Below are 16,797 nucleotides of genomic sequence, written 5' to 3'. Positions count from 1 at the left end.
AAAATTAAAGTTCCTACACAATAACCATCGGAGGTGTGCCCTTATGTATAAACACTATAACATGAATCAAGTAATTTTGCCTTTAAATTTAGAAATGAAACTTCAAGAAAATGATATTGCATTCGCGGTTCATCATCTGGTAGAGCAGATTCCAGAAGAAGCCTTTGCCGGCTTCTTGAGAAAGACCGGGTGTCCTGCTTATCATCCGCGCATGATGATGAAAGTCATTTTATGTGCATACACACAATCTGTTTTTTCTGGAAGGAAGATTGAATGCCTACTTAAAGACAGTATACGCATGATGTGGCTGGCTCAAGGTTATGAGCCAAGTTACCGAACAATTAATCGGTTCCGTGTTCATCCGGAAGTTCAAGAACTCCTCCGTGAGTGCTTTGTTCAATTTCGATGTCAACTTGTCGAAGAGAAGGTGATTGACAATGAAGCCATTTTTATTGACGGGACTAAGATTGAAGCCAATGCCAATAAATTTTCATTCGTTTGGCGAAAATTGATTGAAAAATACAGTGCCAGCCTGATCGAAAAATCAAAACAACTGTATGATGAGTTGGTGGAAAAAGAAATCATTCCTGAGATCGAGCGAGAAAGCACTGAGGACCTTTCAGTGGAGGAGCTCTCTCTTATCACAGCGAAGTTAGAAGAGACCGTCGAAGAATACACTAAACAAATTGAAGCAAGTGAAGAGGCAAGCGAAAGGAAAGATCTTCGTTCAAAGCGTAAAGAACCAAAGAAAGCCCATAAACAATTTCTGGATCTTTTCATGCGCAAACAGAAGTACCAAAAAGACATGGAAATCTTTAAAGGACGGAATAGTTATTCAAAGACAGACCACGATGCCACGTTTATGCGTATGAAAGATGATTATATGAAAAATGGACAACTGAAAGCTGGTTATAATGTACAAATTGCGACAGAAGGTCAATATACGCTCGCTTACGAGATCTTTTCAAATCCAACTGTTACACGTACGTTGCGCCCATTCCTTGATAAAATTGAGCACCATTTCTTTGAACTCCCAGACTATATTGTCGCAGACGCTGGTTATGGAAGTGAGGAAAATTATGAGGATGTGCTTGATAATCGAAAGCGCACACCTCTTATCACGTACAATACATATCGTAAAGAGAAGAAAAAGCGTTTTAAACAAGACGAATTTCAGACAGCCAATTGGGATTATCATAAGGAAGATGATTCAACAGCTGCTTACAGAATAGAAAACGGGTGAGATCTATGACCAACGTAAGGTGGACGTAGAACCAGTTTTTGGATATCTGAAGGCTAATTTGCGTTTCACTCGAAAGTCCGTGAGGGGCAACGAAAATGTCAAAAATGAATTAGGGTTTGCATTCATGGCGGAGAACATACGAAAGTACACCGCCATGGACGCCGATCAAGCATTGGATAATAGAATAAATCAACAGAAAAAGGGTTCCAATCATTTTATTTTTATGGTTGGAACCCTTTTTTATTATTTTTGGCTAGTTATGTCCCAGCCTCTTTTTTGGAATTAATATAGTGAAAGGTATTGCTCACGCTCCCAAGGGTGAACTTGCGATCTGAACATATCCCACTCAATTTCTTTTGCTTCAACAAAGTGTTCTACAGCATGCTCACCAAGTGCTTTAACTAATACTTCGTCTTTTACAAGCTTATCCATCGCTTGTTTTAATGTTGCTGGTAAATCTTTAATTCCTTCTTCTTCACGCTCTTCTTTGCTCATGATGTAAATGTTACGATCAGTAGCTTTTGGTGGAGTTAATTTACGTTTAATACCGTCAAGTCCTGCAGCAAGCATTACAGCCATTGCTAAATATGGATTAGCCGCAGGGTCTGGAGAACGAACTTCTACACGAGTACTTAAACCGCGTGAGTTAGGGATACGGATTAACGGACTACGGTTACGCATAGACCACGCTACGTATACTGGTGCTTCATAACCAGGTACTAAACGCTTATATGAGTTTACAAGTGGATTTGTAATTGCTGTAAATCCTTCTGCATGCTCTAAAATACCAGCTAAGAATTGCATTGCAGTTTCACTTAATTGAGAATCTGTAGATTCATCATAAAATGCATTTCCTTCTGCTGTGAATAAAGACATATTACAATGCATCCCTGAACCGTTAACACCAAATAATGGTTTAGGCATGAAAGTTGCGTGTAAGCCGTGTTTACGAGCAATTGTTTTTACAACTAATTTAAACGTTTGAATTTCATCGCACGCTTTAATTGCATCTGCATATTTAAAATCAATTTCATGTTGTCCTGGTGCTACTTCATGGTGAGATGCTTCAATCTCAAAGCCCATTTCCTCTAATTCTAGAACGATATCACGACGACAGTTTTCACCTAAGTCTGTTGGTGCAAGGTCAAAATAACCACCTTTATCATTTAATTCTAAAGTAGGCTCACCTTTTTCATCATTTTTGAACAAGAAAAATTCTGGTTCTGGACCAATGTTGAATGATTTAAATCCTAACTTTTCAGCTTCTTTTAACACACGTTTTAAAATTCCACGAGGATCTCCAGCAAATGGCGTTGGGTCTTCACCAGGCTTACCTGGTTGGTAAACATCACAAATTAAACGAGCTACTTTACCTTTCTCTGAAGTCCAAGGGAAAATAACCCATGTATCAAGATCAGGATAGAGGTACATATCCGATTCCTCAATACGTACAAACCCTTCAATTGAAGATCCGTCAAACATCATTTGATTACTTAATGCTTTTGGAAGTTGATTAACAGGTATTTCAACGTTTTTAATAATTCCCATTAAATCTGAAAATTGAAGACGGATAAAACGAACATTCTCTTCTTTAGAAATTCTTAGAATATCTTCTTTAGTAAATTTAGACATTATATGTATTCCCCTTTCGAAATATCAAAAGAATTGATTTTAGTGGAAGAAGCGCGAAAGCTGACCTTGTATAATAGAAGCCTTCCCGTTTCGCCCAGCCATTATCAGTTCATTTTTTAAATGTTTACGTAGTTCTTTGTCTGAAATTTCAGCTTCTTGCTTACCTATTGGAGTAATTGCGGTTATTTCATTTGCCTTTTCATTTAATTCCAAAATTTTCTTGATTCCAGAAATGTTAATCCCTTGTTCAATGAGTGATTTTATTTCTAGTAATCTGTCTACGTCATTAAATGAAAATATCCGCTGATTCCCGTTTGTTCGAATTGGGTGAATAAGTTGATGTTCTTCATAATAACGAATTTGCCTTGCTGATAACTCTGTCAACTGCTTCACAATTCCAATTGAAAACAACGGCATATTACGGCGAATTTGATCGTTCATAACCGAACCCTCCTTTGTTATAACTTAATATAAGAATACTAGATGACAGCTTCAGTGTCAACCTGTGTTAGGTAAGTTGACATGGGTTTTTTTCAAATTACGACATATTTCGGACAATTCTAAAAACAAAATTACGTTTTCCTACTTTCGTCGCAACTCTATGTTCTCTAGCAATTTGTTCATTATTATTCATTAAATTAAAAGCCTCGTTACGTTAGACTTTCCACTTTTAACATAAAAAAACACAAGGATTTATATATAGCCCTTGTGCTTTTCTATTTCATTTACTTAGATAATTTTATTAACACATTTCCGCTTTCTTTTGGGGTAACATTGTACATAATTAAATAGATAACTGTTTGGTTTCTAGTAAATGATTTACTGCTCTTATTACTGCGATCTTCACGTGTGAATATGTTAACCCCCCTTGAACATAAGCAACATATGGTGGACGAAGTGGGCCATCCGCCGTGAGTTCAATACTAGCTCCTTGTATAAACGTTCCCGCTGCCATAATTACATCATCTTCATATCCTGGCATTGGACTAGGTTGAGGTACAACATGCGAATTAATCGGCGATGCTTGCTGAATCGCCTGACAAAAGGCTATCATTTTATCCCGATCATCAAATTGTACAGATTGGATTAGATCCGTTCTTTTTTGATCCCAGGCAGGTGTTGTGTTCATTCCTAGACTTTCGAGAAATGCAGCGGTGAAATGTGCTCCTTTTAACGCCTGAGAAACTGTATGAGGTGCTAAAAAGAATCCCTGATACATCTCAAGTAAACTGTATAATGAAGCGCCTCCTTCTGACCCGATACCGGGTGCAGCTAACCTAAAGGAGGATAATTCAATCAAATCCTTTTTTCCTACTAAATAGCCTCCGGTTTTTACAATCCCACCACCAGGATTTTTAATAAGAGACCCTGCCATTATATCCGCTCCAACATGACAAGGTTCCTTTAATTCTACGAATTCTCCGTAACAATTATCAACGAAAACAATGACATCCTTCTTAATTTCTTTAACGAATTGAATCATTTCTTCAATTTGTTTAACCGTAAATGAAGGACGATTATCGTAACCTTTTGAACGTTGAATCCCAATCACTTTTGTCTTTTCTGTTATTGCTTGTTCAACAGCTACGAAATCCACCGTTCCTTGGTTTGTCAATGGGATGGCATTATAGGACACTTTAAAATCTTTTAAGGAACCATTTCCATTTCCACGGATCCCAACAACTTCTTCTAACGTGTCGTATGGTTTTCCTGTCATATATATTAACTCATCGCCAGGACGTAGTATTCCAAATAGAGCTGTTGCAATCGCATGTGTACCTGAAATAATTTGAGGACGGACTAAACCCGCTTCCGCTCCAAACACGTCAGCATAGATCGATTCTAATGTATCTCTACCTACATCATCATAGCCATAGCCAGTAGACGGTGTAAAATGAAAGTCTCCTACTCGATGTTTTTGAAAGGCTTGTAATACTCGAAGTTGATTCGTTTCAGTTGTTCGATCGATTTCTTCAAATCGCTCTTTTAATTTTTTTTCAGTTTGTTCGACAACGGATTGTAATTGCTGACCATAAGAAAATTGTTCGTACATAATAATCTCCCTGTTAGTTGTTAAATATTCCTTTGGTTTAATTGATGAGCAAGTGAATGGTTAGGATGAACATAACCTAAGCACGTATAAGATTCCGTATCTTCATTCCAAGTTTGTTTCACAAGAATCGTTTCTGTTTTAATTCTAGATAATAACTTCCCCTCATCTGAACCCAACTCTGTTGAATAATGATTCATTTCTTGTTTAAGGAACTCTTCAATTTTTTCTGGTAACATCTTAAGCTGTTCTGGCTTTTTTGCAGAAATTAATAGTTCTGAAGAATGTACAAACACATTTTCCCGATCTTCAACTAAATCTGCTTTATTATATACTGTTAAAATCGGTATTTCATTAACATTCAATCCTTCTAGTAATTTCAAAACTGTCTTTTTATGCTCAGCAAAATTTTCGTGTGAGGCATCTATTATATGTAAAATTAGATCAGCTTCTCTAACTTCTTCTAGCGTAGAACGAAAAGCCGCAATTAATGTGGTCGGTAAATCTTGGATAAAGCCAACGGTATCAGATAATAACACATTTAAGCCACTAGGTAGTTTCATTTTTCTCGTCGTTGGATCCAACGTAGCAAATAATAAGTTTTGTTCTAATGTTTCCGCTGCGGTTAAACGATTTAAAATTGTCGACTTTCCAGCATTCGTATAGCCGACTAGTGCTATTTGGATAATTTGATTTTCTTTTCTTCGTTCACGGTATTGCTTTCGATGTTGGACTATTGTTGATAATTGTTCTTTAATTTCATCCATACGCCGGCGGATATGTCTTCGATCGGTTTCTAGTTGGGTCTCACCTGGACCACGTGTACCGATCCCCCCACCTAGACGAGATAATGCCAATCCTCTCCCCATCAAACGTGGCAATAGGTAATTTAATTGGGCAAGCTCAACTTGGAGCTTACCCTCTTTAGATTGCGCCCTTTGCGCAAATATATCTAAAATAAGCTGCGTACGGTCAATTACACGAACTCCTTCGCCACAGATAGAAGAAATGTTTCGAATTTGACCTGCAGACAATTCATCATTAAAAATAACAACTTCAGCTTCTTTTTCCTCTATTAATAATGAAAGCTCCTCAATTTTCCCGCGTCCTAAGTAGGTGGCAGGGTCGATGGAGACTTTTTTTTGATCAATTGTAGCAACTACTTTCCCATTTGCTGTATTTGTTAATGATTTCAACTCTTCCATTGAATATAAAAAATGATCGTCATCTCTTTCCTTCGTTTGACAACCTGCTAATATGACACGTTCTTGAGTTTGATTTTTCACTTCTTGCAATATAAACTCACAACCTTTTTATATCTATTCCGTCTTGAAGATATTACACATTTGCCCACTAAATGTCAAGAAAACGGTTGAACCCTCGATTTTTCAAAGTCAAAGTCTTCCGCTTGAAGAGTAGATAAGGACTGACGATCATACTTCCCTTCGACTAGTAGACGAACAGCTTGAGTTCGAATTGCTTGCTCAATTAAATTACGAACAAATCGACCATTACTAAAAGTCCTTCCGTGTTCCCCTTTTATCCGGCTTAAATATTCACGAATTTTCTGTTCTCCCTGTCTCGAAAGTTGATACTCTCTTTCGCCTAACATAATCCTACTAATCTCCATAAGCTCTTCAGTGGAATAGTCTTCAAATGGGATCGTAATCGGAAATCGTGATGGTAAGCCTGGGTTTAAGGATAAAAAGTAATCCATTTCCCTACCGTATCCTGCTAGAATTAAAACAAAATCATGTTGCTGATCCTCCATCGCTTTAACAAGTGTGTCAATCGCTTCTTTACCGAAATCTTTTTCTCCACCACGAGCCAATGAATAAGCTTCATCAATAAAGAGGACTCCACCTAATGCTTTTTTTAGTACTTCTCTCGTTTTTTGTGCTGTATGTCCAATATATTCCCCTACCAAATCAGCTCTCTCTACTTCAATTAAATGACCTTTAGATAGAACTTCCATTTCGTGAAAAAGTCTCGCTATTAAACGAGCGACCGTCGTTTTTCCAGTTCCAGGGTTCCCTTTAAAAATCATATGGAGTGATTGTTTTGAACTTTTTAAGCCATTTTCTTTTCGACAGTTATTAATGTAAAGCCATGCATATACTTCTTTTAATAACCGTTTTACATCATGCAACCCTACTAACGATGAAAACTCACTTTCCATCTGTTCCAGCACTTCATGTTTTTCAGTCAATGTATTTCCAAAAGTTTGTTCTTTTAAATATAAACGTTCTTTTTCGCGTTTATTTTCACGGTTCAGGACAACATTTATCTGTCCTTTCGAGCGGGTAACTGTTGTGTTTTTCATGGTTTCACCCCTCAATTTACAATCGGTTACAATACTATACGCAAATGCCCAATTTTTGTGACAAATGCCTATAAAGTATTTGTGTTCAGCCTCGAGGAGCTATCGTTTCAATGCTTTAAACAAAGAATGGCTAACCACATCTTTTCAAAGAAAAAGAGGGCCACTCGTATAGTACTAACACCTCACCATAGAATATTACTCACTAATCTATGTTTTCTGAGATATCTGGTACATTAGAGTAACCCTCACCAATTCCCGCAATTAAGATTGTTGTTCAGGATCAATATTTACTTGAACATTACGCTGTGGAGCAAAAGTAGAAATAGCATGTTTATAAACAAGTTGCTGTTTTCCTTCACTCTCGAGGATAATTGTGAAATTATCAAACGCTTTAATTAATCCACGTAATTGGAAACCGTTTAGTAAGAAAACAGTAACTGCGATATTATCCTTGCGTAGTTGATTTAGGAATTGGTCTTGAATGTTAACGGATTGCTTCATTTATAAGTCCCCCTTCTATGTACTGTTATTTAATTTCGCTATGGTTATAAAGCTTTCCTTCTATAAATTGTTGAATTTCTGTAATCTTTTTATTAAAATTTATATTTGTCATGTCAAACCAATGAACATTTGCTTTGTTGCGGAACCATGTATATTGACGTTTTGCATAGCGTCTCGAGTTTCGTTTAAGAAGTTCAATTGCTTCATCTTTTGTCAGTTTACCTTCTATGTATTCATAGATCTCTTTATAACCAATCGCTTGAACCGATTGACACTCTCTAACGCCATCGTTATATAAACGCTTCGCTTCTTCAAATAAACCTTGTTCGACCATGATGTCTACTCTTTTATTAATTCGATCGTATAATACATCTCGATCCATCGTTAAACCAATCAAGACGAAGTCATACGGTGATTCATTATTTTGAGATTGTTGATATTCAGAAAGGGTTTTGCCTGTTCGTTTAAACACTTCTAAAGCTCTTATTACTCTTCGATAATTATTCGGATGAATGGTTGCGTAACTAACAGGATCTATTTCCCTTAACTGATCATGAAGTTGTTCTGTATCATGTTCCTCTACGTATCGTTCCATTTTTTCCCGAAATTGAATATCTGAAGATGAGTCAGCAAAGTTATAGTTTTGTATAACCGAATTAATGTATAAGCCCGTTCCACCAACAATTAAAGGTAATTTACCTTTTTCGTTTAATAAACGAATAAGTGGTTGAACCAGATTTTGAAACTCCGCAACAGAGAATGGTTCCGTTGGCTCTTTTATATCAATTAAGTGATGCATTACACCATTCATTTCCTCTTTCGTTACTTTAGCTGTGCCGATATCCATTTCTTTATAAATTTGCATGGAGTCACCACTAATAATTTCTCCTTTTAAACGCTTGGCCAATTCAATTCCCATCTTTGTTTTTCCAACCGCTGTAGGGCCAACAATAACTAAAAGTTTCTCCTTCATCTTAACACCCTTTGTCTCACTTTTCATATCTTAAGCTTTATTTAATTCAATAAAACCGAAATGAAATTTTGCAGTTCGTCTTTTTATGACTTTAAAGTCATAAGTAGCAAATCGTTCACTTTTCCAGTAATCTTTTAAGACAATTCGTCGTCTTGCCACCCGTTTTGATTCTTGAATAACCTCTGTCGTTATTGAATGATACAGAGCTAACGACTTTAGTGGGGTGATACCTTGGGAAGTATCAAGGTTAGCTTCAAACATAGGATCAAAATAAACAACATCGTAACTATTATCTTCTAAACTACGGAGAAACTCGAGATGGTTTCCCTTCAAAACCTGAATCGAACGCATAGCCTGATTAAATAAGTTATTACCAGAATCCCATTGTTTCAAACCCCTCTCCACAATATAAGCAATAGCTGTACTTTCTTCAATTCCAACAACTTTTCCACTCGTACCAACTTTTGTTTTAGCAATAATAGCATCCGATCCTAGCCCTAGCGTACAATCTAGTATAGACATTCCTTGTTTCAATTGAGAAGCTTCTATAAATGGATCGTATCCGTCATTTCTCAATCGTTTATAACGGAACATCGCAGAGTTAGGATGAAAAAAGAAGGGTTCTTTTGAATGAATTGAGTAATAGAAGAGTTTTTCTTTTCCGACAACAAAGATGTCGTCTTGAAACTCTTCTATCATGTCTTCAATCGGTTGATCATCTCTAAAAATAAATCTTGCATTTAAATCAGTACTAATTTTTTTTGCTTGATCTACTAATTCGTCAGTATACTTTAAAGCTGTTGTTATATACACAAAATCTCTCCACGTCTTATTGTGCTCCCATTGTTTTACCTTTGAACACGCAATATTATAGACTGAATTTTACCATCTCGCAACTTATATTAGTAGATAAGCCATCTATCATTATAACCATCCATTAGACATCGTAATCATATATGAGGAACTTTTACATGATCCGTTTAAACATTTTTTCCATCTCATAAGTGGAATAATGAATAATAATTGGACGGCCGTGTGGACAAGTAAACGGATCTACACATTTACGTAGTGTTTCTAACAATGCAAACTGTTCGTCCGTTCTTAAATGACGATTCGCCTTAATCGCAGCTTTACAAGACATTAAAATTGCCGCTTCTTCACGAAACTTCTTTATATCTATTTTTTTCTTAGACAGAACCTCGTCGATCATTTCACGTAAAGTTTCATCCTCCATCCCTTTTGGTAGCCATGTAGGATAAGATCGGATCATATACGTCTGTGGCCCAAACGGATCTAGAAAAAGGCCAACTTGCTTTAACTCTTCTGCGTACTCTTTTAAAATAATAAACTCATTTTGCGTACACTCTATTGTGATTGGGACGAGTAAATCCTGGAGCTCTGTAGAAACCCGACCTACTTTTTCTTTAAAATATTCATATTTAATCCTTTCTTGCGCTGCATGTTGATCAATAATATAAAGACCTTGTTCGTTTTGGGCAAGAATGTAAGTTCCGTGCATCTGTCCAATCGGGTAGAGCGTTGGAACACGATCGAATGTTGTTTTTTCTGCGACGGTTTCTTCTATCATGTTGACTTCGCGAACGTTGTCTACTTTCCATGTTTTTTCATCAGCAGGCTTATGTTCAACCTCTTCCATGGGTGGGATCTCTTCCTCACTTATTTCAATAGGGTTCTGCTGATTATTAATTAGGTTATTAGACGGCTGATTAGGTTGATAATCCATCCATTTTGACGGTTGTGCATCATGCTGAAGTTGAAAGGCTATCTGTTCAGATTTTGGTTTTTCTTTCTTTTCACGCACTATTTCAGGAATTAGCTGTGTTTTTTTAAACGCATTTTGAATTCCGTCTTTTACTAATGTCGTAAGTTCCTCTTCTTTACTTAATCGCACTTCTAATTTTGCAGGATGAACATTGACATCAATTAATAAAGGGTCCATCACAATATTGAGAACGACGATCGGATATCGACCTATGGGCAGAAGCGTGTGATACCCTTCTTGTATCGCTCTTGCTAACGCATAATTCTTAATATACCTACCGTTTACGAAAGCGGACATATATTGGCGAGAAGCCCTCGTCACTTCAGGCTTTACGATATAACCTGTGACGCGAAAATCAATCGTTTCTACTTCTATAGATATCATTTGTTTAGCCACAGCTGCACCATAAATCGAATGAAGAACTTGTAGCTGATTTCCGTTCCCGTTCGTATGAAGCATTTTTTTACCGTTATGAAAAAGCTGAAATGAAATATCAGGGTGAGCTAAAGCAATTCTGTTTACTATATCACTAATATTACCTAGTTCAGTATGAACTGTTTTTAAATACTTCAGCCTCGCAGGTGTATTGTAAAAAAGATTCGTAATTATTACTTCTGTCCCTTTTCTACTGTTAGAGACTTGCTTACGAATAATCTTCCCGCCCTCTAATTGAATGCTTGTCCCTGCACCATCGCCTATACTCGTATTTAATTCAAGAAAAGAAACGGAAGCAATACTAGGTAAAGCTTCCCCGCGAAACCCTAGAGTCATAATATGAAATAGGTCTTTATCTGTTTTTATTTTACTTGTTGCATGTCGATAAAACGCTGTCTCTACATCATCCGCTTGTATGCCATCACCATTATCTAAAATTTTAATTTTCGAAAGTCCACCTTCTTCTACCTCAATGACGATTTGTGTACTATTCGCATCAATAGCATTTTCAACTAATTCTTTGACAATGGAAGCGGGACGTTCCACCACTTCTCCAGCTGCGATCTTATTTGATAACTGTTCATCTAATTTCACGATTTTCCCCATGGCTTTGCGTCCCTCCTATGTTATTTTTTTAATTTCATTTGAATTTCATTTAACTTTTGTAAAGCTTCGAACGGCGTCATATTCAAAATATCTACTTTTTTTAAGTCCTTAATAATGGCGGTTTCAGTTGAATTTATTTGCGGTTTTTTCTGCTGTTTTTTCTCTTCCCCAAATAGAGATAACTGTACAGGTTGTTCCTCTTGTTCTTTTAGCAGCATTCTTTCTACGGATACGACTTGCTTTTCTTCACCTTCCAATTGATGTAAAATCTCATCTGCACGAACAATTACATGTTGAGGAAGTTCTGCTAATTGGGCGACGTAAATCCCATAACTTCGGTCAGCTTGTCCATCCACAACTTTGTGTAGAAATACGACTTTTCCATCTTCTTCTACTGCAGAAACATGAACGTTCGTTAACCTTTCTAGCTGGTGTTCTAGCGATGTAAGTTCATGATAATGCGTAGAAAATAGAGTTTTGGCACCAATTTGTTCATGGATGTATTCAACAATAGCTTGGGCGAGTGCCATCCCATCATAGGTGGATGTTCCTCTACCAATCTCATCTAAAAGAATTAGACTATTTTCAGTCGCATTCGTTAACGCATGCTTTGTTTCTAACATTTCGACCATAAATGTACTTTGACCACTAGCTAGATCATCAGCAGCACCAATTCTCGTAAAAATTTGATCAAAAATAGGAAGAACAGCTTCCGTTGCAGGCACAAAGCAACCGACTTGAGCTAAAATGGACGTTAATGCCAACTGCCTCATATACGTACTTTTACCTGCCATATTCGGTCCAGTAATCAATAATATCTCTCGTTCACGATTCATAACCACATCGTTTGACACGTATTGCCCACGGTTTATCATTTTTTCAACAACAGGATGCCTGCCATCTTTAATATTTATGTCACGGTCACTTGAAAACTTTGGTCTAACAAAATTTTGCTCATTACTAATCGAAGCAAAGCTTTGTAATACATCTAATGTACTAATTGTTTTCGCAAGTTGTTGTAATTGACGTATATAACTTTTTACTTGTTCACGAATACCTTGAAATAAATCATATTCCAATTGTTCGATCTTTTCCTCAGCTTCTAAAATAAGTGTTTCTTTTTCTTTTAATTCTGGAGTGATATAACGTTCAGCGTTTGCTAACGTTTGCTTTCTTTCGTAACGACCTTCAGGAAGATTTTGAATATTCGCTTTTGTCACTTCAATATAATATCCAAATACTTTGTTGTAACCAATCTTAAGCGATTTAATCCCCGTTTCCTGCCGTTCTTTTTGTTCAAGGGCAGCAATCCACTTTTTCCCATTAAGACTCGCATCTCGATACTGATCTAGTTCACTATTATAGCCTGCTTTGATCATTCCACCATCTTTTACAGATAAAGGTGGGTCATCGACAATACTCGTTTCTAATAGATCTAATAAATCCTCGCAATGATCTATTGTCGTCATTAACCGATCTGTTAATGGGACGTTAAGTTCTTTTACGATTTGTACGATCTTCGGTACTTGTTGGAGTGACCTGCGCAATTGTACTAATTCACGCGCATTGACATTACCGTAAGCGACTTTTCCTGCAAGACGTTCTAAATCATATACTTCAGTTAATGCTTCTCGTAACTCTTCCCTCGTAAAAAATTGCTCAATAAACGTTTCAACCACAGTTAAACGCTCGTCTATTTCACTTTGATCAATTAACGGTTGTTCTAACCACTGTTTTAATAATCTGGCTCCCATTGCCGTTACTGTTGCATCGACAATCCAAAAAAGAGACCCTTTTTTCTTTTTCTCTCGTATCGTTTCAATAATTTCAAGATTGCGTTTGGAATGATAATCGATTTTCATATATTGATTAGCCGTATAGTATTGAACTTTTTGTAAATGATCAAGAGAGCGTCTTTGTGTTCGAACTAAATAATTATAAAGCCTAGCTACCGTTACAGTTAATTGTTCTTGTTGCAGACTTTCACAAAGCGATTGAAAGGATTCAGGAAGGAACTCATTCTCTTCAAACGAGATCGTAAGTGCTAAGCGTTGCTTGAAGAGCCCGAGATATGATTCGCTAATATTAGGAGAAACAATCACTTCTTTAGCTCCAATGGAGGCAAGTTCAAAAATAACTTCTTCAATACCACCTGTTAACACTGTAATTGCACTTTCTCCTGTCGTTAAATCAGTTCTAACGAAACCAAATTTACCTTCATTGAATTCTGTAACAGATGTGATGTAGTTATTTTCTTTATCTGAGATCGTTTTCCCGTCCATTACAGTCCCTGGTGTAATCAACTTGACAACTTCTCTCTTAACAACTCCTTTTGCTTCTCTTGGGTCCTCAACTTGTTCACAAATTGCTATCTTATAGCCTTTTTCTATTAATTGTGTAATATATTGTTCAGCTGAATGATAAGGGACTCCACACATCGGAATTCGTTCCTTATCACTACCTCTACCAGTTAATGTTATTTCTAATTCTTTAGCTGCTAACTTCGCATCTTCAAAGAATAACTCATAAAAATCGCCTAAACGAAAAAATAAAAAGGCATCTTTATATTGTGCCTTAATTCCTAAGTATTGCTGTATCATCGGCGTATGCTGTGCCATTGTAATCCCCCAAAGTTCTACATTTTACGACTATTATTATACCATATTAGAAGAAGTTCTGTCAGGAGGCACAAATCCAATTAGATACATACGGTTTATCGTTATCAATGGTGAAAACTGATGCCCTGTTTTCTTGAATCATAATACGTTTAAAAATTAATATAAAAAAACTAGGAAGCAACCTCCTTCCTAGTTCATTTATCAACTATTCTTCTGTATCACCCATCATAAAATTAGGGTCTAAGTCTTCAAACTCTTCATCAGTGACTTCTTCTTCAAACAATGAAGGATCTAACTCCGCAATAGTTCCATCAGGATGAACAGCGACATGAATTTTCGTTTCTCCAATGACTTCAGTCAAGAATTCACGTTCTACTTGAACAACAACACTTGAGCCATTTGGAGAAATTGTTGCTTCAAGTGTATTGGGTTGTTGAATTGCTTTTGCCATCACTTGAACATCGTCAGATAAAATGTTGTCATCTTTTACTTGTAACGGAACAACGTCTGTGTAAGTGACCGTTTCAGTGGCTACTTCAGTCTTCGTGTTGTTTTGATGAGAATACCAACAGTTAATGTCATAACTACCTTGCACTTCAACCGCATCACCTTTCTTAGCCGCTTCATACCTGTGGTTGATAATCCAGCAGCCAAGAATACTCGTAGGCTTATGGGAAGGGCTTACTGTATGACTAGCTTGAGTAAACTTTCTTCCCTTACCACAAACCGCCTTCGTAATAATTTCACGATAATTTAAGTTATCTGTTTGTGACATGAGTGAACCCTCCTCGATCAAATCGTTAGAAAAACTCGGCATATCGCCGTAAGTACTCCGCTTCAACACTTGTTTGTAGTAGTTGAAGTTAAGACATAGGAGAAAGCCTGACTTTGATAGTCCGATAAATTAGACGGGCGTCCATCTAATCCCATAATTACAATGTCTTAGGTCAAACTAGCGTCGCCAATTTCTTCACTTCCATCCTATGCAGGGCGAATAACCATTGTGCCTAAAATTTAATTTTTCTTTGATGTAAAAAAGTACGATAATTCCATTACGGATAATCTATAAAACGATATGAGCCAAACCTCGCAATTATGTCCCTTTTTCTAGGATTGATAAAATTATTTTTAGGGCAGTTTTTCATTGTTTAATAATATATATTCACAGAACTGAAAATACATGAAGGAATTCGAAAAACTTTATTAAAATGAAGGGGTCTATTCAAATTTATTTTTATGTTTTATCATAGTCAAATCGAGTAGAGGGAAAATAAGTTAACCTATTTTCGCCCCTCTCACAACACCGTACATACGGGTCTCGTATACGGCGTTTCAATTTATATTACAGTGTGTACTTTTAAGTAACGTTCTAAAGCAGAGGGTACTCCCCTTTGTTTTAGTCTTTTGTTTGAGATTGCTTTTTGAACAACTTTCGATAATCCGATATACCGATAACCTTTCCGGCAGAACGTTAATCCTTTCGCTTCTTCTTCAGGTATCCCTAATTGAGTTAGCGACTTGATTTGTTTTTTCGCTACCTTCCATTGTTTCCAGATGATTACCCTTAATCTTGAGCGTAATTTCTTATCTATTCGACTCATTGCTGTTTTCATATTTGCGATTCTAAAGTAATTCACCCATCCGAATATGACTTGTTTCAGTTTCAGTATTCGGTAGTCTAACGGAACACTCCAATTTCGCTTTGTCAATTGTCGAAGCTTCCTTTGAAATTTCTGTACTGAAATTGGATGAGGCCGCACTTGATATCTCTTGTTATTAGGATCATAATAATACCCAAATCCCAAGAATTTTAACTCTTTTGGGCGAGAAACTTTACTCTTTTCGGCATTTACTATCAATCCTAATTTCTCTTCTATAAATCTCACGATTGATTTCATCACTCTGTCAGCGGCTTTTTCGCTTTTCACAAAGATGAGTGCGTCATCAGCGTATCTTATGAATCGTAATCCTCTACTTTCTAATTCCTTATCGAGTTCATTCAACATAATATTGCTCAGTAATGGACTGAGGTTTCCTCCTTGCGGAGTACCAACCTGCGTTTCTTCATATTTCCCATTTACCATTACTCCACTAACCAAGTATTTCCTAATTAGTGAGATGACGTCTCCATCTTCTATTGTGTTGGCTATAATACGCATGAGTTTATCGTGATGAACTGTATCGAAAAATCTTTCTTTAGCGATATAAGATAGAACCATAAATAATTATCATCAAGACCTTAGGATCTTGTAAAATATATTAAAAGGAGAAATTATTATGGAATCTATCATTCAAGAATATCGTGAATACCAGTCTGTCATTAAGGGATATACTCCAAAAGTTGTTTTGAGCACCGGAAGGGAATTAAAGAAGCTAACTAAGCACCTGGAAGAGCGCTCCCTAAACTTCCAATCTGTTAAACTTGTTGATCTTGAAAACTACTGTATTGAACGAACAGAAGGAAAATCTCTTGGTTACCGAAACCTTATTGTAAGCCAAATTCGTTCCTTTTTTACCTATTTAAAACAACAGGAGTACTGCTTTGAAAATCCAAGTATCCATTTATCTTACACTAATTTAGATACCCACCAAGCTCTACCTGAAGTCGCATCTTTAGAAGAAATCCAAGATTG

Annotated in this window: 13 protein-coding genes and 1 pseudogene; 2 read left to right on the top strand and 12 right to left on the bottom strand. The window is 36.6% G+C overall.

Annotated elements, in window-relative coordinates:
- Positions 1-43: 43 nt before the first annotated feature.
- A pseudogene (locus BK574_RS00210) lies at positions 44-1,529 on the top strand (IS1182 family transposase).
- On the opposite strand, the gene glnA reads toward BK574_RS00210, so the two are convergent.
- The 12 genes from glnA to BK574_RS00150 all read right to left on the bottom strand — a co-directional run bounded on the left by glnA (position 1,526) and on the right by BK574_RS00150 (position 16,383).
- Entirely contained in the window at positions 1,526-2,875 is a 1,350-nt protein-coding gene (gene glnA / locus BK574_RS00205) for a type I glutamate--ammonia ligase (protein ID WP_075386034.1), read from the bottom strand. The pseudogene BK574_RS00210 and the gene glnA overlap by 4 nt on opposite strands.
- Positions 2,876-2,914: 39 nt before the next feature.
- Entirely contained in the window at positions 2,915-3,316 is a 402-nt protein-coding gene (locus BK574_RS00200; RefSeq protein ID WP_075386033.1) for a MerR family transcriptional regulator, read from the bottom strand.
- Between the two features lie 343 nt (positions 3,317-3,659).
- The gene (locus BK574_RS00195; RefSeq protein ID WP_075386032.1) at positions 3,660-4,928 is read right to left on the bottom strand and encodes a methionine gamma-lyase family protein; all 1,269 of its coding nucleotides are present in this window, start codon (positions 4,926-4,928) and stop codon (positions 3,660-3,662) included.
- Between the two features lie 20 nt (positions 4,929-4,948).
- Positions 4,949-6,220 carry a GTPase HflX gene (hflX, locus tag BK574_RS00190; RefSeq protein ID WP_078427004.1) on the bottom strand — a complete coding sequence of 424 codons (1,272 nt, stop codon included), beginning with the start codon at positions 6,218-6,220 and terminating at the stop codon, positions 4,949-4,951.
- A gap of 65 nt (positions 6,221-6,285) precedes the next feature.
- On the bottom strand, positions 6,286-7,248 hold the full coding sequence (gene spoVK / locus BK574_RS00185; RefSeq protein ID WP_078427003.1) for a stage V sporulation protein K: 963 nt from the start codon (positions 7,246-7,248) through the stop codon (positions 6,286-6,288).
- 261 nt (positions 7,249-7,509) lie between these two features.
- Complete coding sequence (gene hfq, locus BK574_RS00180) at positions 7,510-7,749, bottom strand: RNA chaperone Hfq (RefSeq protein ID WP_075386030.1); 240 nt, start codon at positions 7,747-7,749, stop codon at positions 7,510-7,512.
- A gap of 25 nt (positions 7,750-7,774) precedes the next feature.
- Positions 7,775-8,749 carry a tRNA (adenosine(37)-N6)-dimethylallyltransferase MiaA gene (gene miaA / locus BK574_RS00175; protein ID WP_420796923.1) on the bottom strand — a complete coding sequence of 325 codons (975 nt, stop codon included), beginning with the start codon at positions 8,747-8,749 and terminating at the stop codon, positions 7,775-7,777.
- A gap of 3 nt (positions 8,750-8,752) precedes the next feature.
- Complete coding sequence (locus BK574_RS00170; protein WP_078427001.1) at positions 8,753-9,535, bottom strand: class I SAM-dependent methyltransferase; 783 nt, start codon at positions 9,533-9,535, stop codon at positions 8,753-8,755.
- 154 nt (positions 9,536-9,689) lie between these two features.
- Positions 9,690-11,546 (bottom strand): DNA mismatch repair endonuclease MutL, encoded by a 1,857-nt coding sequence (gene mutL / locus BK574_RS00165; RefSeq protein ID WP_078427000.1) that lies wholly within the window; start codon positions 11,544-11,546, stop codon positions 9,690-9,692.
- A 20-nt stretch (positions 11,547-11,566) separates the two neighbouring features.
- Positions 11,567-14,164, bottom strand: a complete 2,598-nt coding sequence (mutS, locus tag BK574_RS00160) for a DNA mismatch repair protein MutS (protein ID WP_078426999.1) — start codon at positions 14,162-14,164, stop codon at positions 11,567-11,569.
- A gap of 205 nt (positions 14,165-14,369) precedes the next feature.
- Positions 14,370-14,939 carry an outer spore coat protein CotE gene (locus BK574_RS00155; protein ID WP_075386025.1) on the bottom strand — a complete coding sequence of 190 codons (570 nt, stop codon included), beginning with the start codon at positions 14,937-14,939 and terminating at the stop codon, positions 14,370-14,372.
- Between the two features lie 562 nt (positions 14,940-15,501).
- Complete coding sequence (locus tag BK574_RS00150; protein WP_238457901.1) at positions 15,502-16,383, bottom strand: reverse transcriptase domain-containing protein; 882 nt, start codon at positions 16,381-16,383, stop codon at positions 15,502-15,504.
- A gap of 58 nt (positions 16,384-16,441) precedes the next feature.
- Here BK574_RS00150 and BK574_RS27215 point away from each other — a divergent pair.
- The coding region (locus tag BK574_RS27215) for a site-specific integrase (RefSeq protein ID WP_158211465.1) at positions 16,442-16,797 on the top strand (356 nt) is incomplete at its 3' end.

This window comes from Alkalihalobacterium alkalinitrilicum (assembly GCF_002019605.1).
Classification (GTDB): domain Bacteria; phylum Bacillota; class Bacilli; order Bacillales; family Bacillaceae_F; genus Alkalihalobacterium; species Alkalihalobacterium alkalinitrilicum.
This window is presented reverse-complemented; position numbering and strand designations above follow the sequence as displayed.